This window comes from Pseudomonas fluvialis (assembly GCF_002234375.1).
Classification (GTDB): Bacteria; Pseudomonadota; Gammaproteobacteria; order Pseudomonadales; family Pseudomonadaceae; genus Aquipseudomonas; species Aquipseudomonas fluvialis.
Genome location: NZ_NMQV01000013.1, coordinates 93608 through 115584 on the forward strand (window position 1 = coordinate 93608; position 21977 = coordinate 115584).

The 21977-nt window shown below is 61.3% G+C and carries 24 protein-coding genes; 14 read left to right on the forward strand and 10 right to left on the reverse strand.

Annotation, left to right across the window (positions count from 1 at the left end; genetic code table 11):
• Positions 1 to 12: 12 nt before the first annotated feature.
• Positions 13 to 231, reverse strand: coding sequence for a hypothetical protein (locus CFY91_RS16285; RefSeq protein WP_268237304.1), 219 nt, complete (start codon positions 229 to 231; stop codon positions 13 to 15).
• Here CFY91_RS16285 and flgA point away from each other — a divergent pair.
• From flgA to CFY91_RS07670, 4 genes are all read left to right on the forward strand, one after another.
• Positions 130 to 696 carry a flagellar basal body P-ring formation chaperone FlgA gene (gene flgA / locus CFY91_RS07655; protein WP_268237303.1) on the forward strand — a complete coding sequence of 189 codons (567 nt, stop codon included), beginning with the start codon at positions 130 to 132 and terminating at the stop codon, positions 694 to 696. The genes CFY91_RS16285 and flgA overlap by 102 nt on opposite strands.
• A gap of 105 nt (positions 697 to 801) precedes the next feature.
• Positions 802 to 1143 carry a flagellar biosynthesis anti-sigma factor FlgM gene (gene flgM / locus CFY91_RS07660; protein ID WP_093985761.1) on the forward strand — a complete coding sequence of 114 codons (342 nt, stop codon included), beginning with the start codon at positions 802 to 804 and terminating at the stop codon, positions 1141 to 1143.
• A 50-nt stretch (positions 1144 to 1193) separates the two neighbouring features.
• Positions 1194 to 1661 carry a flagella synthesis protein FlgN gene (locus tag CFY91_RS07665; protein ID WP_093985762.1) on the forward strand — a complete coding sequence of 156 codons (468 nt, stop codon included), beginning with the start codon at positions 1194 to 1196 and terminating at the stop codon, positions 1659 to 1661.
• 77 nt (positions 1662 to 1738) lie between these two features.
• Positions 1739 to 2479 (forward strand): flagellar brake protein, encoded by a 741-nt coding sequence (locus CFY91_RS07670; RefSeq protein WP_093985763.1) that lies wholly within the window; start codon positions 1739 to 1741, stop codon positions 2477 to 2479.
• A gap of 32 nt (positions 2480 to 2511) precedes the next feature.
• On the opposite strand, the gene CFY91_RS07675 is transcribed toward CFY91_RS07670, so the two are convergent.
• Positions 2512 to 3465, reverse strand: a complete 954-nt coding sequence (locus CFY91_RS07675; protein ID WP_093985764.1) for a prenyltransferase — start codon at positions 3463 to 3465, stop codon at positions 2512 to 2514.
• A 79-nt stretch (positions 3466 to 3544) separates the two neighbouring features.
• Between CFY91_RS07675 and CFY91_RS07680 the strand changes: the two genes are divergently transcribed.
• Complete coding sequence (locus CFY91_RS07680) at positions 3545 to 4579, forward strand: GGDEF domain-containing protein (RefSeq protein WP_093985765.1); 1035 nt, start codon at positions 3545 to 3547, stop codon at positions 4577 to 4579.
• Positions 4580 to 4583: 4 nt separating this feature from the next.
• On the opposite strand, the gene CFY91_RS07685 is transcribed toward CFY91_RS07680, so the two are convergent.
• Positions 4584 to 5426, reverse strand: a complete 843-nt coding sequence (locus tag CFY91_RS07685; protein WP_093985766.1) for a crotonase/enoyl-CoA hydratase family protein — start codon at positions 5424 to 5426, stop codon at positions 4584 to 4586.
• Between the two features lie 88 nt (positions 5427 to 5514).
• Here CFY91_RS07685 and CFY91_RS07690 point away from each other — a divergent pair, with 88 nt between their 5' ends.
• Both CFY91_RS07690 and CFY91_RS07695 read left to right on the forward strand, forming a co-directional pair.
• Positions 5515 to 6135 carry a TetR/AcrR family transcriptional regulator gene (locus CFY91_RS07690; protein ID WP_093985767.1) on the forward strand — a complete coding sequence of 207 codons (621 nt, stop codon included), beginning with the start codon at positions 5515 to 5517 and terminating at the stop codon, positions 6133 to 6135.
• A 166-nt stretch (positions 6136 to 6301) separates the two neighbouring features.
• Positions 6302 to 6481: a hypothetical protein gene (locus CFY91_RS07695; RefSeq protein ID WP_093985768.1), complete on the forward strand. Its 180-nt coding sequence runs from the start codon at positions 6302 to 6304 to the stop codon at positions 6479 to 6481.
• Between the two features lie 20 nt (positions 6482 to 6501).
• Here CFY91_RS07695 and CFY91_RS07700 read toward each other — a convergent pair whose 3' ends face one another.
• Entirely contained in the window at positions 6502 to 7341 is an 840-nt protein-coding gene (locus CFY91_RS07700; RefSeq protein WP_093985769.1) for a CvfB family protein, read from the reverse strand.
• 59 nt (positions 7342 to 7400) lie between these two features.
• A complete protein-coding gene (locus CFY91_RS07705) occupies positions 7401 to 8723 on the reverse strand; it encodes a DEAD/DEAH box helicase (RefSeq protein WP_093985770.1) in 1323 nt (440 codons plus the stop codon).
• Between the two features lie 159 nt (positions 8724 to 8882).
• Between CFY91_RS07705 and CFY91_RS07710 the strand changes: the two genes are divergently transcribed.
• From CFY91_RS07710 to CFY91_RS07725, 4 genes are all read left to right on the forward strand, one after another.
• Complete coding sequence (locus tag CFY91_RS07710) at positions 8883 to 9302, forward strand: anti-virulence regulator CigR family protein (protein WP_093985771.1); 420 nt, start codon at positions 8883 to 8885, stop codon at positions 9300 to 9302.
• A gap of 85 nt (positions 9303 to 9387) precedes the next feature.
• On the forward strand, positions 9388 to 10161 hold the full coding sequence (gene pomA, locus CFY91_RS07715; protein ID WP_093985772.1) for a flagellar motor protein PomA: 774 nt from the start codon (positions 9388 to 9390) through the stop codon (positions 10159 to 10161).
• A 3-nt stretch (positions 10162 to 10164) separates the two neighbouring features.
• Complete coding sequence (locus tag CFY91_RS07720) at positions 10165 to 11064, forward strand: MotB family protein (protein WP_093985773.1); 900 nt, start codon at positions 10165 to 10167, stop codon at positions 11062 to 11064.
• 73 nt (positions 11065 to 11137) lie between these two features.
• The gene (locus CFY91_RS07725) at positions 11138 to 12862 is read left to right on the forward strand and encodes a GspE/PulE family protein (RefSeq protein ID WP_093985774.1); all 1725 of its coding nucleotides are present in this window, start codon (positions 11138 to 11140) and stop codon (positions 12860 to 12862) included.
• On the opposite strand, the gene rarD is transcribed toward CFY91_RS07725, so the two are convergent.
• Positions 12863 to 13747, reverse strand: a complete 885-nt coding sequence (rarD, locus tag CFY91_RS07730) for an EamA family transporter RarD (RefSeq protein ID WP_093985775.1) — start codon at positions 13745 to 13747, stop codon at positions 12863 to 12865.
• Positions 13748 to 14136: 389 nt separating this feature from the next.
• On the opposite strand from rarD, the gene CFY91_RS07735 reads away from it, so the two are divergent.
• Complete coding sequence (locus CFY91_RS07735) at positions 14137 to 15477, forward strand: adenylate/guanylate cyclase domain-containing protein (protein ID WP_093985852.1); 1341 nt, start codon at positions 14137 to 14139, stop codon at positions 15475 to 15477.
• Between the two features lie 470 nt (positions 15478 to 15947).
• On the opposite strand, the gene CFY91_RS07740 is transcribed toward CFY91_RS07735, so the two are convergent.
• Both CFY91_RS07740 and CFY91_RS07745 read right to left on the reverse strand, forming a co-directional pair.
• A complete protein-coding gene (locus tag CFY91_RS07740; RefSeq protein ID WP_093985776.1) occupies positions 15948 to 16970 on the reverse strand; it encodes a glycosyltransferase family 4 protein in 1023 nt (340 codons plus the stop codon).
• Entirely contained in the window at positions 16967 to 17773 is an 807-nt protein-coding gene (locus CFY91_RS07745) for a UDP-2,3-diacylglucosamine diphosphatase (protein ID WP_093985777.1), read from the reverse strand. The genes CFY91_RS07740 and CFY91_RS07745 overlap by 4 nt, the downstream gene beginning before the upstream one ends.
• A gap of 116 nt (positions 17774 to 17889) precedes the next feature.
• Here CFY91_RS07745 and CFY91_RS07750 point away from each other — a divergent pair, with 116 nt between their 5' ends.
• A complete protein-coding gene (locus CFY91_RS07750; RefSeq protein ID WP_093985778.1) occupies positions 17890 to 18669 on the forward strand; it encodes an AraC family transcriptional regulator in 780 nt (259 codons plus the stop codon).
• A 33-nt stretch (positions 18670 to 18702) separates the two neighbouring features.
• Positions 18703 to 19560, forward strand: a complete 858-nt coding sequence (locus tag CFY91_RS07755) for a DMT family transporter (protein WP_093985779.1) — start codon at positions 18703 to 18705, stop codon at positions 19558 to 19560.
• 2 nt (positions 19561 to 19562) lie between these two features.
• Here CFY91_RS07755 and CFY91_RS07760 read toward each other — a convergent pair whose 3' ends face one another.
• The gene (locus CFY91_RS07760) at positions 19563 to 19844 is read right to left on the reverse strand and encodes an Rdx family protein (protein WP_093985780.1); all 282 of its coding nucleotides are present in this window, start codon (positions 19842 to 19844) and stop codon (positions 19563 to 19565) included.
• A 1-nt stretch (position 19845) separates the two neighbouring features.
• A complete protein-coding gene (locus CFY91_RS07765; protein WP_165765312.1) occupies positions 19846 to 21915 on the reverse strand; it encodes a FimV/HubP family polar landmark protein in 2070 nt (689 codons plus the stop codon).
• Positions 21916 to 21977 lie beyond the last annotated feature (62 nt).

Consider the following 21977-nt stretch of genomic DNA (forward strand, 5'->3'; position numbering starts at 1 on the left):
CTTTTACCTGCTTTATTCGGGGCCTGCCACTCTGTCGCACAGAGCCAAAGCATCGGGCCCGAACAGCTTATCGGCGCCAGCCAGCAATTTCTTGAGGAGCTGGTCAGCGCTCATTTGCAGCGTAGCAGTATCCAGGGCCGCCATGAGGTCGAAATCAGCCGCCTTGACCCACGCCTGCGTTTGGCCGAATGCACTCGGCCACTGGAATTCAGCCTGCAGGGCCAAGGGCACCCAATCGGGCGCCTGAGCCTGCGCGTTCGCTGCACAGGCACTACCCCTTGGGCCCTCCTCGTGCCCGCCCACGTACGTCTTTACCAGCCCGTAGTCACGCTTGTGCACCCCCTGCAACGCAACAGCCTAGTACAAGCCAGCGACATCAGTCTGGTTGAACAGGATGTCAGCCTGCTACGCCAGGGCTTCATTACCGAGACACAACAAGTGATTGGCCAAAAACTCACCCGCAATCTGGGGGCCAACCAGATTTTGACACCCAGTCATTTGCAGCAGGCAGAGGCCGTACGCAAGGGCGAACACGTGGTCATCAGTGCCGGCACAGGCAGCATCAAGGTAAAGATGCCTGGCGAAGCGTTATCCGACGGCGCCGTTGGCCAACAGATCCGCGTGCGCAACCTGCGCTCCGAGCGTATTATCCGCGCACGTGTAACCGGGCCGGGACAGGTGGAAGCCGGCATGTAGAAACGACAATGCCGCGTGAGCCAATAGACATTTTTTCTTCTAAAGTTTTATCGAAAGCAGCCGAAAAACAGGCAAGCGTCCAGATACTGTCCGAGGTTTTGCATCATGGTTATCGACTTCAACCGGCTCAATAACGCCGCCAACCCGAACAACAACGGGCGGACGAGCGGCACCCAGAGCGGCCGTAGCGAGTCTGTATCGCCGGCTGCAAGCACCCTAAACCAGCCTCAGTCGAACAATGCCGACCAAGCTGCGCGTGCCGGCGAGTCCGTGCAACTGAGCAAGGATGCCCAGCAATTGCAAAAGATCACCGACAAGTTGCGTGACCTGCCGAGCGTAGACAAAGAACGCGTTAACAAGTTGAAGCAGGCCATTGCTGATGGTAGCTACCAGATCGACAATCAGCGCATTGCCAGCAAACTGCTGAATTTCGAATCCCAGCGCTAAGCTCATGCCGCGCTGGGAGCCCCTTGGACGCCAACTCCCAGAGCACGCCCATGCCAGACGCCTCTTTGCTGCAGTTACTTCACGAGGACCTGCAGACCAGCCAGCAATTGCTGGCGCTTCTTGACGAGGAATTCGCAGCACTGCAGGCACGCGACCTGCACCTGCTGGAGAAACTGCTCGGCAGCAAACAACCCTTGCTGGCTACCCTAAGCCAGAATGCGCAAGTACGCAGCCAAACCCTGCACAGCCTCGGACATAGCCCCGACGCTACCGGCTGGAACGCCTACCTGGCGGGACACGCACAGGCCGAAGACCTGGCTAAAGCCAGCCAACAGCTCGAACAGCAGCTTGAGCAGTGCCGCCAAGCCAACCTACGCAACGGGCGCCTGATCAATGCCAATCAGGCCAGCGTCGGTAGTCTACTGGGCATTTTACGGGGCGCAGAAACGCCGAGCCTCTATGACAGTCGCGGCGCCACCGCTAGAATCGCGCAACAACGCCCGCTCAGTCAGGCCTAAAACGATAATCAGCGCCAAGGGCACGCCCGGAGTGCCATTCAACGTGCGCCACCGATGCGCCTGGAGACCCGCCCGCAGTGTCCTCCCCTTTCAACGATGAAGCCGGCCCACAGCCTCCTCGCCAACTGAAAACAGCTGTCGAGATCAATGCCAACCTGCGTCAACTACAACAGAATCACACACCGCTGATCCTGCGCTTCGTTGAGCGCCAACAGCGCTTCCAGACATTTCTGGTCGCCGTGGACCTGGAGCGCAAGCGCATTGCCCTCGATGAGCTGATCCCCAATGACGGGGAACGTCTTCTGGCCAATCAGGAAGCCTTTCACATCGAAGGGTTCCACGAAGGGGTACGGATTGCCTGGCAATGTGAGCAACCGGTAAAAATTAGCGAACTGGACGGCGCACGCTGCTATTGGCTGCCATTTCCCGAAGAAATCACCTACCACCAGCGTCGCGGTGCTTACCGAGCGGCCTTGAAGCTAGCCGATCAGGTGAGCGTCAGCTTGTCCGGAAAAACGCTGAGCATCGCGCTGCAAGGCAAACTTCAGGACATCTCAGCCACCGGCTGTCGCCTGAGCTTCCCTGGCGATGTCAGTAGCCGCCTGCAAGCAGGCCAGGTCTACGAGAACTTTTCAGCCAAGCTGCCATTTGGTGTGCTGACCCTATCCCTGGAAGCACGCCACGTGCAGTTTGACGAGAAGCACAACTGCACCTTTCTGGGCGCGCGTTTTTTCCGCATGAGCGGCCTGGAGCAGCGCAATGTCGAGCGCTTCGTCTATCAACTGCAGCGCGAGGCACGTCGCTTCGATTTGGACTGAGCCAGCCGCAGGCATAACTCAGGTGATTGGTATCAACGCAGCCAATCAGCCTCAGCCAGCCAGGCCACCAGCAAAAGGACCGGCAGCAGCAACGCCAGCAGCACATTACAGGCCAGCCAGGGCAGCAATGCCGGCATCTGCAACGCTGCACGGCGACAGCCAAACCATAGATAGACGATCAATGGCGAAGCGAGCCAGACCAGCAAACAAGTACCTGGCAAGACGCCCCAAATCACCAGCAGGCTGGTCAACAGCAGCGGAGCCAGCCACTGCACCAGCAGCAAGGCCAGAGCCTGTTGCTGGCTGAGCAGCATCGGCAGGGTACGTCGTCCCACCAGGCGATCAGCCTCGATATCCGGAAACTGATTGAGCAAGAGCAGGTTGTTGCTGAGAAAAAACGGCACCAGCGCCAATAACATGAGCGGCAAGCTCACTGCCCCTCCCAGCGCCAGTACACCCCCCGCCACCATCAACGGGCCAAAGGACAGGCCGGGTGCTACCAGGCACAGCCAGGGATATCGGGTCAGCAAAGGCGTATAGAGCAGAATCAGCGCACTCCCCAGGCCGCCAATCAGCAACAATCCCCTAAACGCCTCAGGGCGCTGCAGGAGGAAATACATGCCGATCAACGCCACCACCAGCAAGCTCAGGCATCCCAGCCACAACGCCCAGGGCAAAAGGTGGGGCTGAGCCGGCAAGGCACCACTGCCACCGCTGAACGCGGTACGCCGAGTCTGCTGATCGAGGCCGCTGCAGAAGTCCTCGTATTCATTGAAGGCATTCACACTCACCTGTGCAGCCACGGCAGCCAGCAGCACCAACAAGCTATCTGTAAACGACACAGGTGCAGCCGCCTGGGTTTGGCACCAGGCAATCGCCAAACCAATCGAAGGCAACGCCAACAGCAGGAATGGCGCCCTGGCCAACGCCACCAACAGCTGCAAACGCTGGAGAAAAACTGACCATTTGCCGGAAAAAACCGCCATTAACGCCCCCTCCTCTTGTCTATCGCGGCCATCTGCCGGCATCCTTGCAGCAAACAATAACAAAGAGTGGCGCCAAGCCATGGATTTACCCAGCCTGTTGTCGCGCCTGCGTCACGACTTTCAGTTATCGATCATCACCCTGATGGGCATTCTCGGCATCGTCGGCATCAGCCCCTATGCCGTGTATCGCCTGAGCACCGGCAATTACCTGGTGGGTCTCTGGGACTCGGTCATCGTGCTGTCCACCTTCTTTGCCGTGCTCTATGCCTGGCGCAGCGGTGACACCATCAAGCCCGGCATTGTGCTCTCGGTCATCTTCTCGGCCGGCGCCACCTTCATCACCCTGGACCTGGGCATTAACGGGCTGTTCTGGATCTATCCGCTGATCCTTTTCAACTTCTTCATGGTGACGCCAGGCAAGGCCTTGCTCACCATGTCCGTAGTTCTGCTGACCCTCTGTGGGCATGAACTGTGGAAGCCGCAAAGCGTCTTCGAAAGCCTTTATCAAATGCTTTCCTTTCTGGTCACCAGCCTGATGGCCAGCACCCTGACCTTCGTGTTCGCCTACCGCACACGCCACCAGCACCAGCTCCTGCATCACCTGGCCAGCAAGGATCCCCTGACCGGCGCACGCAATCGTCGTTCAATGGCTGAGGAACTCAAGATTGCAGTGGCCAGCAAGATGCGCCATGGCCACAGCCACGCGGTACTGGCCCTTGATCTGGACCATTTCAAGCAGATCAACGACCGCTTCGGTCATGCCGCCGGCGATCAGGTGTTGCAAGACTTCGTCAGCCTGGTCAGACGCTGCTCGCGCAAGCAGGATCGCCTGTTTCGCCTGGGTGGAGAGGAATTTTTGCTGCTACTGCCCGACACTGACCACAAGGGACTGCACGCCGCCGCAGAGCATTTGCTCTACTGTGTGCGCGAGCAGTTACGCAGCCCCGGCGGGTCCGTCAGCGTATCCATGGGCGGTGCGCTTCTGGCGACTGGGGAAAGCTGGGAGAGCTGGCTGCACCGTGCCGACGAGCAGCTATACAACGCCAAGCACAGCGGCCGCGACCGCTGCGTGATCGCCGAGGCCCAGGCCCCGGCGACACTCGTCAACGCCTGAGTGATTACTCAGCAAACAGCGGCTTGACCGGGAACAAGTCATCGAACTGTGCCTGGCTCTTGGTCGCCTTGGCCTGGAAGGTCTTCATCATGTCATGCGGACGGAACATGCCAGCCTGCCAGGTGGCCATGTACTTCAGGCTGTCGGCCACACTGTGATCACGGCTGTAATTGAGCATTTCCTTGCAGCCCGTGACGGCCAGCGGCGAGTTGGCGGCAATCTGCGCGGCGATAGCCATAACACCTTCGAGCATGGCCTCCTGGTTGGGGTACACCTGATTGACGAAGCCCAGCGCCTTGGCCTCTTCAGCCTCCAGTTTGCGGCCCGTATAGGCCAACTCGCGCACCACACCCTGCGGCATCAGCTTGGGCAGGCGCTGCAATGTACCGACATCAGCGGTCATGCCCAGCTCGGTTTCCTTGATGGTGAAATAGGCATCAGCCGTGCAATAACGGCTATCGGCAGCACACACCATATCCAGCGCACCGCCAATGCAACCACCGTGTACCGCCACCAGCACCGGCACGCGCACCTCTTCCAGGGCACTCAGGGTATCCTGCAGCTGCAGAACCACACGCCGCAGGTTTTCTGCCATGCGTCCCGGATCACCTGCCATCGGCACTGATTTCGGATTACTGAATACCGCCAAGTCCATGCCTGCCGAGAAATGCTTGCCGGTGGAGGAGATCACGATGACTCGCGTCTGCCCACTGGCTTCCAGATCGCGCATGCACTGTGGCAACTCCAGCCAGAATGCCGCATTCATGGCGTTGAGTGCTTCCGGGCGACTCAGCTGAACATGGGCAATTGCGCCGTGGTGGGTAACGTTGAAGCACTGGTAGGACATGCGGCAATCCTCTGCTGCGGGTAGGTTGACTCGCCAAGGGTGCGACGCCATCCTGACACTGTCAAGTTACCCTTGCTGCAGGTACGCCATGCCCACTGTCGCCAGCCCCTACCATCATGGCAATCTGCGCCAGAGCCTGCTCGACTGTGGTCTGCAACTATTACGCGAACAAGGCATCGCCGGGCTGTCCCTGCGTCAACTGGCAGAACGCTGCGCCGTCTCACGTAGCGCACCCTACCATCACTTCACCGACAAACAGGCCCTGCTGGCTGCCCTGGCTGCGCAGGGTTTCTCCAGCATGTGCGAACAACTGAGCACCTATGTACAGGACGGCATACCCAGCGATGAAGCACTGCTGTTGGCTTGCCTGGACTACCTGGATTTTGCACTGCAACAACCGGCATTGTACGAGCTGATGTTCGGCAGCCTGTTGTGGCGCGACAGTGACCCAACGCGCCCTGATACCGCGCGTTTCCAGCGGCTGGGCAAGGACTGCTTTCGCCAGTACGTCCAGCTGTTCGCGCAACGACCAGGGGCAAGTGCAGCGCATAGCCTGCGCCAAGCGCAGCTACTCTGGGCCAGCCTGCATGGGCTCGCCAAGCTGGCGCTGGATGGCATCTTCGTGAAGCGCGAGGATCTTGGCGCCATCGTCCGCCAGGCGCTATTGGTAGCCTGCACGAACGACCCTTCGGCAGAAAGCACTAGGTAATCAGTGGACAAACGCGTATGGTGACCGGCTGCTCGCGCCATTTAGCGTCTGCAGCAGGCCATACCCTGTGCGGTGCGTGTGCGTTCAACGTGCCCGTCTGGCCTGGAAGACCCTCCAGGGGAAAGCCCTGCGCCGCCCCGGCGCCACCTCAGCAGGAGCGAGCTACATGCGCGTCAAAGGTTCCAGCCAGAAAAGCAAACCGGCCCCGGCCGTGGAAACCCGTGAATCCATCGAGGCGCAGATTGCTGCCTTCCTACAGGCTGGCGGTGAGATCCAGCAAATCGATCGTGGCGTCAGCGGCCAGACCTGGACCAGCGGCCGACAAATCAGCCTCGCCAAGAAGTAACCGCCCACGCCGGCGCCCGCTCAGGGCGCCAGGCGGATACCGTCGTCACCGATCAGAATGACGCCCCGCTTGTACAGGCCACCAATGGCCTTCTTGAAATTGCCCTTGCTGACCGAAAACTGCTGGCTGATCAACTCTGCCGGGCTCTTATCGCTCAGCGGCAGAAAGCCCCCCGCCGCCTGCAAAGCCTCGACAATCCGCTCAGCAAGCACATCACGCTGCTCTGCGCCAACCGGCTGCAGGCTCAGGTTGATCTTGCCATCGTCACGCACCTCACGAATGTACCCCGTCTCGCGCATGCCGCTGCGTACAAAGCGGAACAGTTCGTTCTTGTGCAGCAGCCCCCAATGGCGCTCGTTGATGATCGCCTTGAAGCCCAGGTCGGTGCGCTCGGCAATCAGCAGTTCGACCTGTTCGCCCACCTGATAGGTAGCCGGACTGTTGTCGAGGAACCGATCCAGGCGCGCCGTCGCGGTAATACGCCGGCTGCGCGGGTCCAGATAGACGTGCACCAGCACATAGTCACCCACCTGCAACGGGCGCTTTTCTTCGGAGTGCGGCAGCAGTAGATCCTTGCTCAGCCCCCAATCGAGGAACAGGCCAACCGAGTTGATTTCCACCACCTTGAGGCTGGCAAAACCACCCACCTGCACCTTGGGCTTTTGCGTGGTGGCAATTACCCGATCCTCACTGTCCAGATAGACGAAGACATTCAGCCAGTCGCCTACCTCCAACGCCTCCTGCTTGGGAATATAGCGCTTGGGCAGGAGGATTTCGCCATCGGCACCTGCATCCAGATACAGCCCGAAATCGGTAAATTTACTGACTTGCAGTGTGTTGAAGCGTCCAATCAGAGCCATGCAGCCCCCTGTGCAGAAGAAACCATGGGCACCCACGATGCCCAGCAAGCGCCGACCATTCAGTCAGCCGCAGGCAAACGACGCTTGAGCGGCGCCAGCCCGTCGTCACTGACCAGCGCGGGTTTACCGGCGGGACGCGGCGCGCTCTTACGCTTGGCGGCCGGCTTGCCCTTGGCGTCCTTCTTGTCGGCTTTTTTCTTCTTGCTGCCGGCTGCCTTGCCCGACGCCTTAACGTTCTTCGGTCCCTGGTAGCTGCCCTTAAGCTCCTTGATGACACGCCGCTCGAAGCGCTGTTTGAGGTAGCGTTCAATACTCGACATCAAATTCCAGTCGGTATGGCAGATCAGTGAAACCGCCATCCCGCCGGCACCGGCACGCCCCGTACGGCCGATGCGATGCACATATTCATCGCCCGAGCGCGGCATATCGAAGTTGATTACCAGGTCCAGCCCTTCGATATCCAGGCCACGCGCAGCCACGTCGGTCGCCACCAACACCTTGATGCCTCCTTGCTTGACCCGCTCGATAGCCAGCTTGCGCTCTTTCTGGTCCTTATCACCATGCAGCACGAACGCCTTGACGCCAGCTGCCACCAAATGGCCATACAGCCTGTCGGCGGCGACTCGGGTATTGGTAAAGATGATGGCCTTCTGGAAGCTCTCGTTGCCCAGCAGCCAATGCACCAGGCGTTCCTTGTGCGCCGGGTCATCGGCCGTGATGATCTGCTGAACGACATTCTCGTTCAGCTCACTAACCCTATTGAGCTGCAGCAGCAGGGGATCACGCAGCACCTGGCCAACCACCTCGCGCATGGCGTTGCCGCCACTGGTAGCGGAAAACAGCAACGTCTGCTGGCGCGCGGCACACTCGGCGGTGAGTCGCTGCATGGCTTCGGCGAAGCCCATGTCAAGCATGCGGTCCGCTTCATCCAGCACCAGCACCTCAACCGCACCAAGGCGCAAATTGCCGGCATCCAGGTGCTCGATCAAACGCCCTGGCGTACCGATCAGGATGTCCGGGCATTTGCGCATTACCGCCGCCTGCACCTTGAAATCCTCACCACCGGTGACCAGCGCCGCCTTAATGAAGGTGAACTGGGCAAAACGCTCCACTTCCTTGAGGGTCTGCTGGGCCAGCTCACGGGTCGGCAGGAGAATCAGCGCACGAATGTCCGCACGCGGCTGGGCCGGCCCCATCAGGCGATTGAGCAGCGGCAGGACAAAAGCAGCCGTTTTGCCACTGCCGGTCTGCGCCACAACGCGCAGATCACGCCCCTCCAGCGCCGGAGGAATGGCCGCCAGCTGCACAGGGGTCGGCTCGGTGAATTTCAACTCGGCAACCGCTTTGAGCAGCCGTTCGTGCAGGGCAAATTGGGCAAACACGGGATAATCCTCAACAAAGCACAGCTATACAGTGCTATAGGTTACCGTCTAAGCCATCCGGTTGCGGAATTTTATCGTCCAGGCCCGATGCTTCTGCAACTTTGCCAGGCTAGGCACAGTCTCAGAACACGCCGACCAAATCCCCGGGAGTTCTTCAGCATGTCACGCCCCGCTATCACCTTTCTATCCGGCAGCCTACTGGCTCTGCTGTTGAGCAGCAGCCTGGCACAGGCTGCACCACCACACGATAAGCCAGCCCACGGCAAGCCTCCCCGAAGCACCAGCCAGGCCTACAGCTCCGCCTCCCTGCTTTCTGCCACGGACCTGCAAGGCATACGCCAGATACTGCATCAGCACCAAGCTCTGCTTAGCCCTGCCAGCAGCCTGCCACCAGGAATCCGCAAGAACCTGGCACGTGGCAAACCCCTGCCTCCGGGCATCGCCAAATCACTGGATCAGCGACTCCTGCGACAACTGCCAGAGTACCCCGGCTATGAATGGCAACAGGTTGGCCGGGATGTTGTACTGATTGCCCTGGCCACGGGTCTTATCGAAGCAGTCCTCGACGGCTTGTTGTGAAACTCGCAAGCCCACCTGGCGCCTGCTAGGCTATCTGGCCGTAGCAATACTACGGCCAGCAACCTCCGCAAGCTCAGGTGCATCCTTGGATCTAGCCACACTCATCGGCCTTATCGGCGCCCTGGCGATCATTGTCGCCTCCATCCTGCTGGGAGCCTCCAGCCAGATCTTCTTCAATGTGCCCTCCCTGCTGATCGTCGTGGTGGGTAGTTTCTTCGTGGTCATGGCCAAGTTCAGCCTGGGTCAATTCATAGGCGCCTTCAAGGTCGCCGCAAGGGCTTTCAAATTTCGCCTGCCCAGCGTCGAGGAAAGCATTGCCGAACTGGTGGACATCGCCAATATCGCACGCAAGCAGGGCACCCTGGCGCTGGAGGAGAAAGAGGTCAGCTCGCCCTTCCTGAAAGCCGGTATCCAGTTGATGGTCGACGGCCAGAATCAGGAAACCATTCGCGCTATCCTCGACAAGGAACGCCTGTTGACGCTGGAGCGCAACCGCTGGGGCGCCAAGATCTTCAGTGCACTGGGAGATGTCGGGCCTGCCATGGGCATGATCGGCACGCTGGTGGGCCTTGTACAGATGCTCTCGAACATGGAGGACCCCAAGTCAATTGGCCCTGCCATGGCTGTCGCACTGCTCACCACCCTGTACGGCGCCATGATGGCCACCATGATCTGCCTGCCGATCGCCGACAAGCTCAACCTGCGCATGACCGAGGAAGCCCGCATGCAGCAATTGTGGATTGATGCGCTGGGGGCGATACAGGATGGCATCAACCCACGTATCGTCGAACAGATGTTGCGCAGCTACCTGCCGGCCAACAAACGCGATGTACCGCTTCCCGGTCAGCCAGGCGAATAAGTCATGAGTGATGACGCCGACGAGGACAAGGCGAGTATTCCCGCCTGGGTCATGACCTTTGCCGACCTGATGTCGCTCCTGATGTGCTTCTTCGTCCTGCTGTTGTCGTTCTCGGAAATCGATGCACGACGCTTCAAGCAGATTGCCGGCGAGCTGGCCGTCGCCTTCGGCGTGCAACGCGAAGTGCCTGCACTGGAAGTTCCCATGGGCACCAGCGCGGTGTTCAAGGACTTCTCGCCCGGCAAGCCGGAACCCACCCTAGTGGACCAGGTACGCCAGCAAACCACGACACAAGATCCCCAGGTAGAGACCAACACCACACAAAACCCCGAGCCCAGTCCCAGTGCAGCCGAACAGCAGCTTCAGGACAGCGCCCAAGAACTGCGTGAAGCACTGGCCAAGGAGCTGCAAAATGGCCAGTTGCAGATGGAAGAAGAGAAGCGTCGCATCATCCTGCGCGTCGAGGAAAAAGGCTCCTTCCCTTCCGGCTCAGCCGAATTGACCCCAGCCTTTGAGGACATGCTCGATCGCATGGCCGGTGTGCTGACGGAAATACCCGGTGAGCTGACGATCGAAGGGCATACCGATAACGTACCGATCAGTACGCTACGCTTTCATTCCAACTGGGATCTGTCTGCTGCACGCGCCTCGGCGGTGGCCAACGCCCTGCTGTTCAGCGGCGATATCGAGCCTGGGCGCCTCAAGGTGCAGGGATTTGCTGAAACCCGCCCCCGTGCAGCCAACGACAGCGTGGAAAACCGTGCGCTCAACCGTCGGGTAGAGATCATCATCGACCAGACTAACGGGCACATTGCCCAGGACGAGCGCTTGCGCAGTCTGCTACAAGGCGAAGGCGCCCCCGATCATCAGCTGGAAATCCAGCGCAACCCATCACCACGCTAGGGGCTTGATCTGCCGCAGTAGCCACTGGCCAGCCCTGACGTACACTGCACGCTGAACCTCAAGAGGCCAGGCCATGCCACAGCTGATCCATGACCGCCAAGAGCTGCTCGACTACCTCTGCCAGCGGGCTCAATCCAGCAGCCCGCATCCGCGTCTGGGCGAGTTACTGGTCAACGCCGGACAACTCGACGCCCAGCAATTGCAACTGGCCCTGGAGGAGCAGCAACAACGCCCCAACAGCGGCAAGCTCGGCCAGATTCTCCTGCAGCGCAACCTGGTCGAGCGCACCCAACTGGCCCAGGCACTGATTCAGCAACTGGACATCGCCCGGGTCAACCTGGACGATTTTGACGTCGACACTGCCGCCTTGGAGCTGGTTCCAGAGGACCTGGCCAGGGTACACCGGGTCATGCCACTTCTGGTCGAACATGAACGCCTGGTAGTGGCCACGCCCACGCCTTCCAACCATGAACTCCTGCACCTGCTGGGCTTTGTCACCGGCAAGCAGGTCGAGGCCATCCTCGCCAAGGGCGACGAGGTCGAGCGCGCCATCTGCCAATACTACGGCGCGGTCAGCGCGTTCGACTTGCCGGAATTCGAAACCCAGGAGCCGGAACTCAGCCTGCACCGGATAAAGCTGCTGGCCGAGGACAAACCCACGGTACGCTTTGTCGACAGCCTGCTGGACGATGCCATCGCCCGCCGTGCATCGGACATTCATATCCGTCCGGGGGCCAAGGAAAGCGTGGTGCTGCTGCGTATCGACGGCGTGCTCGACGAAATCCGCCGGATCAAGACCAGCAACCTGCCAGCCATTGTCAGCCGCATCAAGATCGTCGGCGGCATGAACATCGCCGAACGCCGCCTGCCCCAAGATGGCCGCCATCTGGTACGCCTCGGCGAGCGCACCGTGGATCTGCGTCTGTCGATCATGCCCACCGTGCATGGCGAAAGCGTGGTCATCCGTATCCTCGACACCCAGCAAAGCATGAAGACCCTGGAGCAGATCGGCTTCAACGACCAGGACGCCCAACGCTTCCGTGAACTGATCAGCCACAATCAGGGCATCCTGCTGGTCACCGGGCCTACCGGCTCAGGCAAAAGCACCACGCTCTATGCCGCACTCAACGACATCCGCCAGAGCGGCGTGAATGTCATCACCGTGGAAGACCCGGTGGAATACCAGATCGACGGCATTCGCCAGATCCAGGTAAAGCCGCAGATCGGCTACACCTTTGCTCGTGCTCTGCGCCATATCCTGCGCCATGACCCGGACGTGATCATGGTCGGTGAGATCCGTGACCACGAAACCGCGCTGATGGCCACCGAAAGCGCCCTTACCGGTCACCTGGTGCTGTCCACCCTGCACACCAACAGTGCCGCTACCACCGTCACCCGCCTGCTGGAAATCGGCATCGCTCCCTATCTGCTCAACGCCAGCCTGCTTGGGGTTCTGGCGCAGCGTCTGGTACGGCGCAATTGTCCACACTGCCTGGTTGAAGAAGAGGTCAGCGATGCCGTGCGGGCCAGTCTGGGCCTGCATGAGCACGAGCGTTTCTATGTGGGCAAAGGCTGCAGCCAGTGCCACGGCAAGGGCTTGCAAGGGCGCATGGCAGCCTATGAACTGCTGCAGGTCACGCCGGCTCTACGCGCCCTGATCCAGGCCGACAGCTCTGCCCAGGCGATCGAGCAACAGGCCGTGAGCGATGGCATGCGTCCACTGACCCAGAGCGCTCTGGCGCTGGCCCGCCAGCGGCTCATTCCCCTGGCCGAGGTGTATCGGGTACGTCTGGAATAATCAGCGCGTGCGCCACAACAGGCGCACGCTGTCGCAAACCGTCAGGGCAATCGCCAGCCAGATCGGCAGATAGGTCAGCCATTGCCCGGCAGAAAACGCCTCGTCCAGCCAGAACAGCGCCACCAGGAACAACAGCAAGGGCTCCAGGTAACTGAGGATGCCGAACAGCCCCAGCGGCAACAGGCGGCTCGACGCCATCATGGCGGCAAACGCCAGGGCACTGAGCAAGGCCAGGCCAGGCAACAACCAGAGCAACTGGGGGGCCTGGCTGAATAGCGACGACGGACCATAAGCCAGCACCAGGTAAACGGCCAGCGGGGCCAACACCAGCATTTCCAGAATAAATCCGGAGAAGGCATCCAGGCGCATCCAGCGACGCAGCATGAAATAAGGCGGATAGCCCAATGCGGCCAGCAAGGTAACCCAGGAAAACGCCCCGCTGTACCACCACTCATGGGCCACGCCCACGACGGCACAGGCCACCGCCAGGCGTAGCAGCGGACGCAGACGCTCGCCATAGAACAGACGCCCGACGAGTACCATCACCAGCGGCAACAGAAAATAGCCCAGCGACACATCGAGCATGCGCCCGGCCAGTGGTGCCCAAACGAACAGGGCCCACTGCACGCCCATCAAGGCCGCCGCCAGGGGCAGGGCCAGCGCCAGGCGCGGTTCGCTGCGCAAGCGACGCAAGGCCTGCAGCAGCAAAGGCACTTGCCGCGTCAGGCACATCAGCAAGAGGATCACCGGGATGGACCACAGCACCCGCTGCGCGAACACCTGCAAGCCATCCAGCGGCTGCAGCACACGGACATAAGGCGGGATCAGCACAAACAGGCAGGACGCCCCCAGTGACAGGGCGACACCCCGAGCAGACAGCGACACGCAAACCTCTCTCGACAAGGCGGGCTACCCGGCGCAGGTAGCAGCCGCCAGCATGGCATGTTCGACAGGCAAAAAAATAGCGCCCACCAGGGGCGCCAGAAGTCGCATTCCGGGGAGGAATGACAGAAACGCTTGCATCCACGGCTCGCAGGAGCGGGATAGGCGCATTTCACGCTTTTCGCGTGATGCAGGCCATTGCACCTTAGTCGTAGCGGCGGCCGCCGGGCAGGCAAACTTGGCCAGGTAGCGCCAGCCTCGGTATGATCAGCAAAGGCCGGCCAATCCCGGCACCGAGCGCCCGGCAGAGGCGCCGTTCAGTACACAGGGACCCCATGAGCATTCCAAAAAACAGCGTCGCCGAGCGCACCCATCGCCTGCCTACGCCTCCCATGCGCGAGTACTATTCACGCGTGCTGGCCTACATGGTGGGAGCGGCCTGCATTGCCGCCGGCACCAGCATCCAGCACTTTAGTTACGATATTCTCTGGCTGGTACCCTACGCTCTGCTCTACCCGCATCTGGCTCATCAGATCAGCCTGCGTTTCAAGCAGGACTACCGTAGCCAGACCGCCACCCTTTTGCTGCTGACCGATGCCCTGCATGCCGGGCTGGGCAGTGTCTTGCTGGGTTTCTCGGTGGTGCCCAGCCTGTTGTTCGTGCTGACCATGAGTTTCAGCTCACTGATCGTCGGAGGCCTGCGTTATCTGGGCCTGTCACTGCTGGCCTTCGTCAGCACCCTGCTGTTGGGCGGCGTGCTGCTACAGCCACAACCCCTGTTCGCCAGCCCCCCCTTAGTGGCCTTGGTGGGCATCGCCTTTGCCACTCTGTACATCTGCATTTCCGCCTATTTCGTCCATCAGCAGGGCCTGCACCTTGCGCAAGCCCGTGGCGAGATCAAACGCGAACAGGAAAAGGCTGCCCGGCTGGCCCGCAACCTGGCCAAGTACCTCTCGCCACAGGTCTGGGAAATGATCTTCAGCGGCAAAAAGAGCGTGCGCCTGGAAACTCAGCGCAAGAAGCTCACGGTGTTTTTTTCCGATATCAAAGGTTTCACCGAACTGTCCGAGGAACTGGAAGCCGAAGCACTCACCGACCTGCTCAACACCTACCTCAACGAGATGTCGAAGATTGCCCTCAAGCATGGCGGCACCATCGACAAGTTTGTCGGCGACTGCGTGATGGTGTTCTTCGGCGATCCCACCAGCCAGGGTGCCAAGAAGGATGCGCTGAATGCCGTAGCGATGGCCATTGCCATGCGCAAACACATGAAAGTACTGCGCCAGCAGTGGCGGGCCCAGGGCATCACCAAGCCATTGGAAATTCGCATGGGCATCAACACCGGCTACTGTACGGTCGGCAACTTTGGCGCCGATACACGCATGGACTACACCATCATCGGCCGCGAAGTGAACCTCGCCAGCCGCCTGGAAAGTGCTGCCAGCGAAGGTCAGATCCTCATCTCCCACGAGACCTACTCGCTGGTCAAGGACCTGATCATGTGCCGTGACATGGGCCAGATCAACGTCAAGGGCTTCAGTCGTCCGGTACAAATCTACGAGGTGGTCGACCATCGCCGCGATCTGGGCGCCAAGTCCAGCTATGTGGAACACGAACTGCCCGGCTTTTCCATGTACCTGGATACCAACGGCATCCAGAACTATGACAAGGAAAAAGTCATCGCGGCCTTGCAGCAGGCGGCGGAAAAACTGCGCGACAAGGTCATCTTCTAAACCGCAAGCTGCCTGATAGCTGAGCACAACTGCGCGCAACCGCCCCACCACAGTGCTTCCTGAACCAGGGCCTGCCTCTGCCGGCAGCCCTCCGCCAGCCCTGCAGCAGCCATGCGCTCAGGGCGTCCCAGCCCCCCAGCAACCTGGCACAGTCCTCGCTTAGGCCTCATTGCCGGCTGGCTGTGCACGCCTGTCGCCACGTGCCAGACAGGGTGCTGGCAGATACCTGAGCGTATTCGGCCCCGCAACAGACCAGCCCGCCTCCGTGTTATGAACACCGACTGCCGAGGTTCGCCATGTCCATGATTACGCTGCTCAAATGCAACGCTACCGCGCTGCTGCTTGCCCTGGCATGAAGGAGCCAGGGTATCAGTGCGTTCATCGAGCTGAAGAATGTCTGGCAAGAGTACAGCGATCAGTAAACCAAAAACTCCGGCAAAAGCAGGCCAACGCGTCAGCAAGGACGTTGTTTAGACCACCTGCCACTGCCCCAGCGGGTCACCCTCCAGACGCTGCTGGGCAGCCAGGAACACTTCGGCACTGCTACGCCAACCCAGCGAAGCGGCCCAACGCGCGCAGTCCTGACGATCCAGCTGCACGGCAGCCAGGCAGGCCTCTGCCAGATCATCGGCCAGGTAGCCGGTCACGCCCTGCTGCACAATGTCCAGCGGGCCGGGCACGGCGAAGGCCGCCACGGGCGTGCCGCAAGCCATGGCTTCCAGCATCACCAGGCCATAGGTATCGGTACGCGAGGGAAACACCAGCACGCTGGCCTGTCGATAGGCATCGGCCAGCGCCTGGCCCTGCAGATAGCCGCGAAACTCCACCTGCGGATAGGCCTGTTGCAACGCGGTACGCTGCGGCCCGTCCCCCACCACGCATTTACGCCCTGGCAAATCCAGCTCCAGAAAGGCAGACAGGTTCTTTTCCGCCGCCAAGCGGCCGACATACAGAAACAGCGGCGACTCGGCCGCCGCAGGCGAGCCGGGATGAAACAGCTGGCTATCCACGCCCTTGTGCCACAGGCTGGCTTGCCCCAGCCCCCAGCTCAGGCATTCCTCCTGCAAGCGCGGGGTGCTGACCAGGATCGCCTGGCTGTGCCGGTGGAAACAGCGTAGGTAGGCGATGCCCAGGCGTAAGGGCAACCAAGGCCAGCGAGCCTTGACGTAATCGGCGAAGCGCGTGTGCAGCGCCGTGGTAAACAGCAAGCCACGGCGGCGTAACCAGCCTCGCGCCGCCCAGCCCAGCGGCCCCTCGGTCGCGATATGCACGCAGTCAGGACGAAACTCGCGAATCATCGGCCCGAGCCGCCAAAGATTCCAGGCCAGGCCGATTTCACCGTAGCCAGGACAAGGCAGGCAGCGAAAATCAGCCGGGCTGATCACCTTGACCCAATGGCCCATGTCGCGCAGCTGCGCGACCAGTGCCTGCAGGCTGGTGACCACGCCATTGACCTGGGGTAGCCAGGCATCGCTGACCAGGAGAATTCTCATGCCGCCTCCCCCACCACCGGCAACGGCAGCGTGCTGCCCGATTCGGCCAGGCGGTAGAGCTCTATGCGCCCATCGCGGTGCTCAATCAGTGCCGAACAGGACTCTACCCAGTCACCACAGTTGTGATAGGTCACGCCACCCACCTCACGGATTTCCGCATGGTGAATATGCCCGCACACCACACCATCGAAACCCCGCTTGACGCACTCGTGGGCAATCGCTTCCTCGAAGTCGCTGATGAAATTGACGGCTGTCTTGACCTTGTGCTTGAGATAAGCCGAGAGCGACCAGTAGCCATAGCCCCAGCGCTCGCGCCAGTGGTTCAGCCAGCGATTGAGGGTCAGGGTGACTTCGTAGGCGCTATCACCGAGAAACGCCAGCCAGCGGTGGTAGCGTGTGATCACGTCGAACTGGTCGCCATGGATAACCAGCAGACGCCGGCCATCGGCGGTTTCATGCAACGCCTCGTCGACCAGCTGGATATTGCCCAGCACCAGGCGTGAATAGCGCCGCAGGAACTCATCATGGTTGCCGGTGACGTAGATGACCTCGCAGCCTCGCTTGCTCATGGTCAGCAGACGGCGGATCACATTGCTGTGGCTTTGCGGCCAATAAATCCCGCTGCGCAGCTTCCAGCCATCAATGATGTCGCCGACCAGATAGATGCGCTCGGCTTGATAGCGTTTGAGAAAGACCGCCAGGCGCTCGGCCTGGCAATCGCGCGTGCCCAGGTGCACGTCGGAAATCCACAGGGTACGGACACGCTGCTTGCGCAGCATAGTTACCGGCTTGGCTGTGCTCATGGGCTCGCCTCGGTGGTTTTTGCCGACCATAAGCGGCACTCGTGACCAGCGGATGACGAAGACAGGGCAAGTGCGTGACAATCCACGCCCTGTTCAGTCTTGCAGCGAGCAGCACGATGCTCTCCGTGCGTCACTACCATCAGGAATACCTGGCCCACCAGCACAGCCACGCCCAGCTGGTGTTCGGCTTGCAGGGCCAGTTGCACCTGGAAATAGCCGGACATGGCCAGTGCCTGGGCAATAGCCAGCTGGCCGTGGTGCCTGCCGGGATGGCCCATGCCTGTTTCAGCGCTGCCGGCAGTGATTGCCTGGTACTCGATGTGCCCAGCGAAGACTGGCTGGATTTGCGTCTGGGTGAGCAAGCCGATGCCAGCCGACGCCTGCTCACCCAGGTCAGCCAGGTGCAACTGAATACCCATCAGCAGCAGTTGCTGGACTGGCTGGCACATAGTCCGCTGGATAACCCGCTGCTCGCCGAGCAGGGCGCTGCGTTGCTGCTAACCTGCCTGCACGCGCCGCTGGCCGGCCCATTGGCCCAGCAGTTGCCACTGGCCAAGCTGTATGCCTTTGTCGACCGGCATTGTGCCCATCCCCTGCAAGTCGCCGATTTGGCGCGCTGCTGCGGCCTGTCCAACGCCCGCCTGCATGCCCGTCTGCTCGCCGAAACCGGCCTGACCCCGATGGCCCTGGTTCGCCAGCGTCGTCTACGCCTGGCCCGCCAGCTGTTGCTGCACAGCACACTGAGCCTGGGTGAAATCGCCGTGCGCTGTGGCTACACCTCGCAAAGCGCCTTCAGTGCCGCCATGCTGCGCGATACGGGTTGTTCGCCACGCCAGTACCGTCAGCAGGCACGCGACAATATCCGCGAGTTGCGCGACAGACAGCAGCTCCCCTAGCGCCTAGACTGGGCAGCCCGCTGGAGTGCTGCCATGTCCCCACACCTCACCCCTCGTCAGGCCCTGATCGCCCTGCATATCGGCGCGCTGTGCTTTGGGCTGTCCGGTATCTTCGGCAAACTGGCTCTGGCCGCGCCTTTAGTGATCGTTTGTGGACGAGCCCTGTTCGCCGTGCTTGCCCTGGCCCCCCTGGCCTGGCGGCAGGGCAGCAGGGCACGCCCAGGCGCACTGCGCATCCTCGCCCTGTGTGGCGCCGGGCTATTGCTGGGCGGTCACTGGTGGAGCTTTTTCGTAGCTATCAAGATTTCCGGGGTAGCCGTAGCCACCCTGGGCTTTGCCAGTTTTCCCGCCTTTACCGTGCTGCTGGAGGCGCTGCTGTTTGGTGAGCGTATCCAGCGCGCAGAGTGGCTGGTGGTTGCCCTGGTCTGCTGTGGTTTGCTGCTGGTCACCCCAGCCTTCTCCCTGGAGGCCAGTACCAGCCAGGGACTGCTCTGGGCGGTTTTGTCCGGCTTGCTGTTCGCCGCCCTGTCCGTTAGCAATCGCGCCACTACGCCCGGCGTTGCCCCGGCCCAGGCAGCTTTTTGGCAAAGCCTGGCCATCCTGCTGGTCAGCCTGCCCATGGCAGCACCGCTGCTACTTGAGATACGCACCGTGGACTGGCTGTGGCTGGCCTTGCTGGGCGTATTGTGTACCGCGCTGGCACACAGCCTGTTCGTTGCCAGCCTGAGCGTACTGAATGCGCGTACGGCCTCGGTGGTGTTCGCTTTGGAGCCGGTCTACGGCATTCTCCTAGCCTGGTGGCTGTTCCAGGAGCAGCCAGGGCTACGCATGCTGTTTGGCGCTGGACTGATAATCCTGGCTACGCTGCTTTCGGCACGCCTGCAGCGCTGAACTCAGCGGTCGTTATGCCCCAGCGAACGCTGCGGGTCGATGCAGTCGCGGACCCTTTGCTTGAGTAGCTTGGCTTCGGGAAAACCACCGTCTGCCTGACGCTCCCAGATCTGCTGGCCATCGCAGGTAATACGAAATACCCCGCCACGCCCTGGCACCAGGCTGACTCGCCCCAGGTCGTCGGCAAAGGTACTGAGCAACTCCTGAGCCAGCCAGGCCGCCCGCAACAACCACTGGCACTGGCTGCAATAGGTGATTTCGATTTCAGCGCGCGACGTGCTCATCTCAGGCAATCCGTGCCAGCAGTTCGCGGGCCTCTTCCTGCTGCTGGCTATCGCCCTCGATGATGACCTCGTTGAGCACGCTGCAGGCCATGGCGATCTCATCACGCTCGATAAGGCTCATAGCCAGACGCAGCTTACCCAAGGTGTCGCGGTTTTCCGCCAGCTCGGGCAGATCGTCCAGTTCCAGTACCGGATCGTCGTTGCTGGCAAGACGCCCGGCGAATAGCGGATGCTCGTCGTGGTGCACTTCCTCGACTTCCGGCAGCTCGTGCAAGTTGCTACGAAACACCGGGGCCGCCGCCTTCTTGCGCTCAGCTACTTCAGCAGGAGGCGCAAAGGGGGAAACCAGATCCCAGTCGGCATCCAGGCTCAATTCGTCAAGATTGAGGGTGAACTCGCCTTCCTGGGGCGGCGTCGTCTGTTGCGCTTCGCTCGCGGCTTCAGGTTCACGAATATCCAAAACCAGCTCGTCGAACAGCACTTCGCTGTCCTGTGCCTGCAGCTGGGGATAAGCATCGCGGATCTTTTGCAACTGTTCGGCACTCACGCCGCTGGCCAACAACTGCTCGTAACGCGCCTGGAACGCCTCGGCATTGCCCTGCAGGCCGTAGACATCCAGCAGACGCAGTTGCAGGTCCTGACGCTGCGGCTCCTGTTGCAGCGCTTGCTGCAGGGTATTCAACGCCTGCGTCAGGTTGCCGTAGGTCAGGTAGATATTCACCGCCTCCAGCACATCCTGTTGCTTGGCAGGCCCCGTCTTGAGGGGCGGAGTGGGCGCCGTCAGGCGTGTCTCCGCCACGCTGGGTTGCGCGCGGTTGACCGCCGGCAGCGGCGCAGGACGCACTTCAATAGGTGCAGACACCGGCGACGTGCGCCGACGCCCCAGCAGCCAGCCAGTCAAACTGCTGAGCAACAGCATCAGCAGCCCACCCATGCCCAGGGCATAAGGGGCCTGGGGCGACTGCAGCCAACTGCCCTGGGCCTGCTGCGCCAGGCTCAAGGCCGCCTGCAGCTGTTGCTGCAGCTCGGCCACCTGGCGGTCTTTTTCGATCACCAACTGCTGCATTTCATCCAGCCGTGCCTGCAGGGCCTGCATGTCGCTACGCCGCTGCTCACGCTCAGTGGCCTGATTAGCCAGCAGGCCATCCAGCTGCGCGCGCAGGTTGAGCAGCTCGGCACTGGCCTGCGGAGTCTCCTGCGGCGGCGCGACCTGCTCTGCCTCGGCTTGCTGCGGGGCTTTTACCAGCAGTTCCTCGGGACGCCCGACAGGCAGGCCTTCGAGTGCCTGGCTACGGCTTTCCGGTGCCGACAACGGCACCGGCTCGCTCGGCGGGCGCGGGATTGGCAGCGGGTCTTCGCTGAGTGCCGGGCCACTGCTGTGCACCTGCGCAGCATCCGGCAACAACAGCGAGGTGCCGATGCGCAGACCACCGGCGCCCTGGCTAAAGGCTTGCGGGTTGAGTGCGTGGATACCGTCCATCAACTGCTGCTGGCTGAGCGTGCTGCCGGCCTGCACATAGCGCTGGGCGATACGCCACAGGCTGTCCCCTGACTGCACCACATAACGCAAACCGCGCTCCGCCGCTGGAGCCACCGGCACTGCGGCACGCTGTGCCAGCTCAGCCTGCGCCACCGCCATGGCCTGGGGCAGGGACGCCAGTGGCGCCTGCGCGCTGCCCGGCGGATCGAGCAGTACGGTGTACTCGCGCAGCAGCACCCAGTTGGGGGTAGCCAGCTCGACGATGAAATTCAGATAAGGTTCACGCACCGCACGACTCGAGCGCACTTCGATATATCCGGAGCGCCCACGTATCGAGGGCACGAAGCGCAGCTCCCGCAAGAAGTCCTCGCGCACGATGCCAGCCCGCTCGAAGGCATCCGCTCCAGCCAGGCTGACACGAAAATCGCTGGTATCCAGGCCGTTCAGCTCATCCAGCTCAATGCGCGCCACCAGCGGCTGATACAGGGCTGACTGCAGGCTGATCTCGCCCAGACTGAGCGCTTGTGCAGCGGTGCTGTAGAGCATCCCACCCGAGAGCATCGCCAACAGCAAGGTACGCACTTGAGCCATGTTTCCTCCCTTCACGGCCGCACACAGACGGCCTTTCGCTGGCAGGGTAGCCCCGCCTGGCC

What these genes read in the sequence shown, in the direction of transcription:
- CFY91_RS07765 (WP_165765312.1), bottom strand. Translation starts at nt 21,915, where the DNA reads ATGGCTCAAGTGCGTACCTTGCTGTTGGCGATGCTCTCGGGTGGGATG.
- CFY91_RS07685 (WP_093985766.1), bottom strand. Translation starts at nt 5,426, where the DNA reads ATGTCCTACCAGTGCTTCAACGTTACCCACCACGGCGCAATTGCCCAT.
- CFY91_RS07680 (WP_093985765.1), top strand. Translation starts at nt 3,545, where the DNA reads ATGGATTTACCCAGCCTGTTGTCGCGCCTGCGTCACGACTTTCAGTTA.
- CFY91_RS07750 (WP_093985778.1), top strand. Translation starts at nt 17,890, where the DNA reads ATGCTCTCCGTGCGTCACTACCATCAGGAATACCTGGCCCACCAGCAC.
- CFY91_RS07725 (WP_093985774.1), top strand. Translation starts at nt 11,138, where the DNA reads ATGCCACAGCTGATCCATGACCGCCAAGAGCTGCTCGACTACCTCTGC.
- CFY91_RS07710 (WP_093985771.1), top strand. Translation starts at nt 8,883, where the DNA reads ATGTCACGCCCCGCTATCACCTTTCTATCCGGCAGCCTACTGGCTCTG.
- CFY91_RS07735 (WP_093985852.1), top strand. Translation starts at nt 14,137, where the DNA reads ATGCGCGAGTACTATTCACGCGTGCTGGCCTACATGGTGGGAGCGGCC.
- CFY91_RS07745 (WP_093985777.1), bottom strand. Translation starts at nt 17,773, where the DNA reads ATGAGCACAGCCAAGCCGGTAACTATGCTGCGCAAGCAGCGTGTCCGT.
- CFY91_RS07695 (WP_093985768.1), top strand. Translation starts at nt 6,302, where the DNA reads ATGCGCGTCAAAGGTTCCAGCCAGAAAAGCAAACCGGCCCCGGCCGTG.
- CFY91_RS07740 (WP_093985776.1), bottom strand. Translation starts at nt 16,970, where the DNA reads ATGAGAATTCTCCTGGTCAGCGATGCCTGGCTACCCCAGGTCAATGGC.
- flgM (WP_093985761.1), top strand. Translation starts at nt 802, where the DNA reads ATGGTTATCGACTTCAACCGGCTCAATAACGCCGCCAACCCGAACAAC.
- CFY91_RS07675 (WP_093985764.1), bottom strand. Translation starts at nt 3,465, where the DNA reads ATGGCGGTTTTTTCCGGCAAATGGTCAGTTTTTCTCCAGCGTTTGCAG.
- CFY91_RS07665 (WP_093985762.1), top strand. Translation starts at nt 1,194, where the DNA reads ATGCCAGACGCCTCTTTGCTGCAGTTACTTCACGAGGACCTGCAGACC.
- CFY91_RS07720 (WP_093985773.1), top strand. Translation starts at nt 10,165, where the DNA reads ATGAGTGATGACGCCGACGAGGACAAGGCGAGTATTCCCGCCTGGGTC.
- CFY91_RS07700 (WP_093985769.1), bottom strand. Translation starts at nt 7,341, where the DNA reads ATGGCTCTGATTGGACGCTTCAACACACTGCAAGTCAGTAAATTTACC.
- CFY91_RS07690 (WP_093985767.1), top strand. Translation starts at nt 5,515, where the DNA reads ATGCCCACTGTCGCCAGCCCCTACCATCATGGCAATCTGCGCCAGAGC.
- CFY91_RS07760 (WP_093985780.1), bottom strand. Translation starts at nt 19,844, where the DNA reads ATGAGCACGTCGCGCGCTGAAATCGAAATCACCTATTGCAGCCAGTGC.
- CFY91_RS07755 (WP_093985779.1), top strand. Translation starts at nt 18,703, where the DNA reads ATGTCCCCACACCTCACCCCTCGTCAGGCCCTGATCGCCCTGCATATC.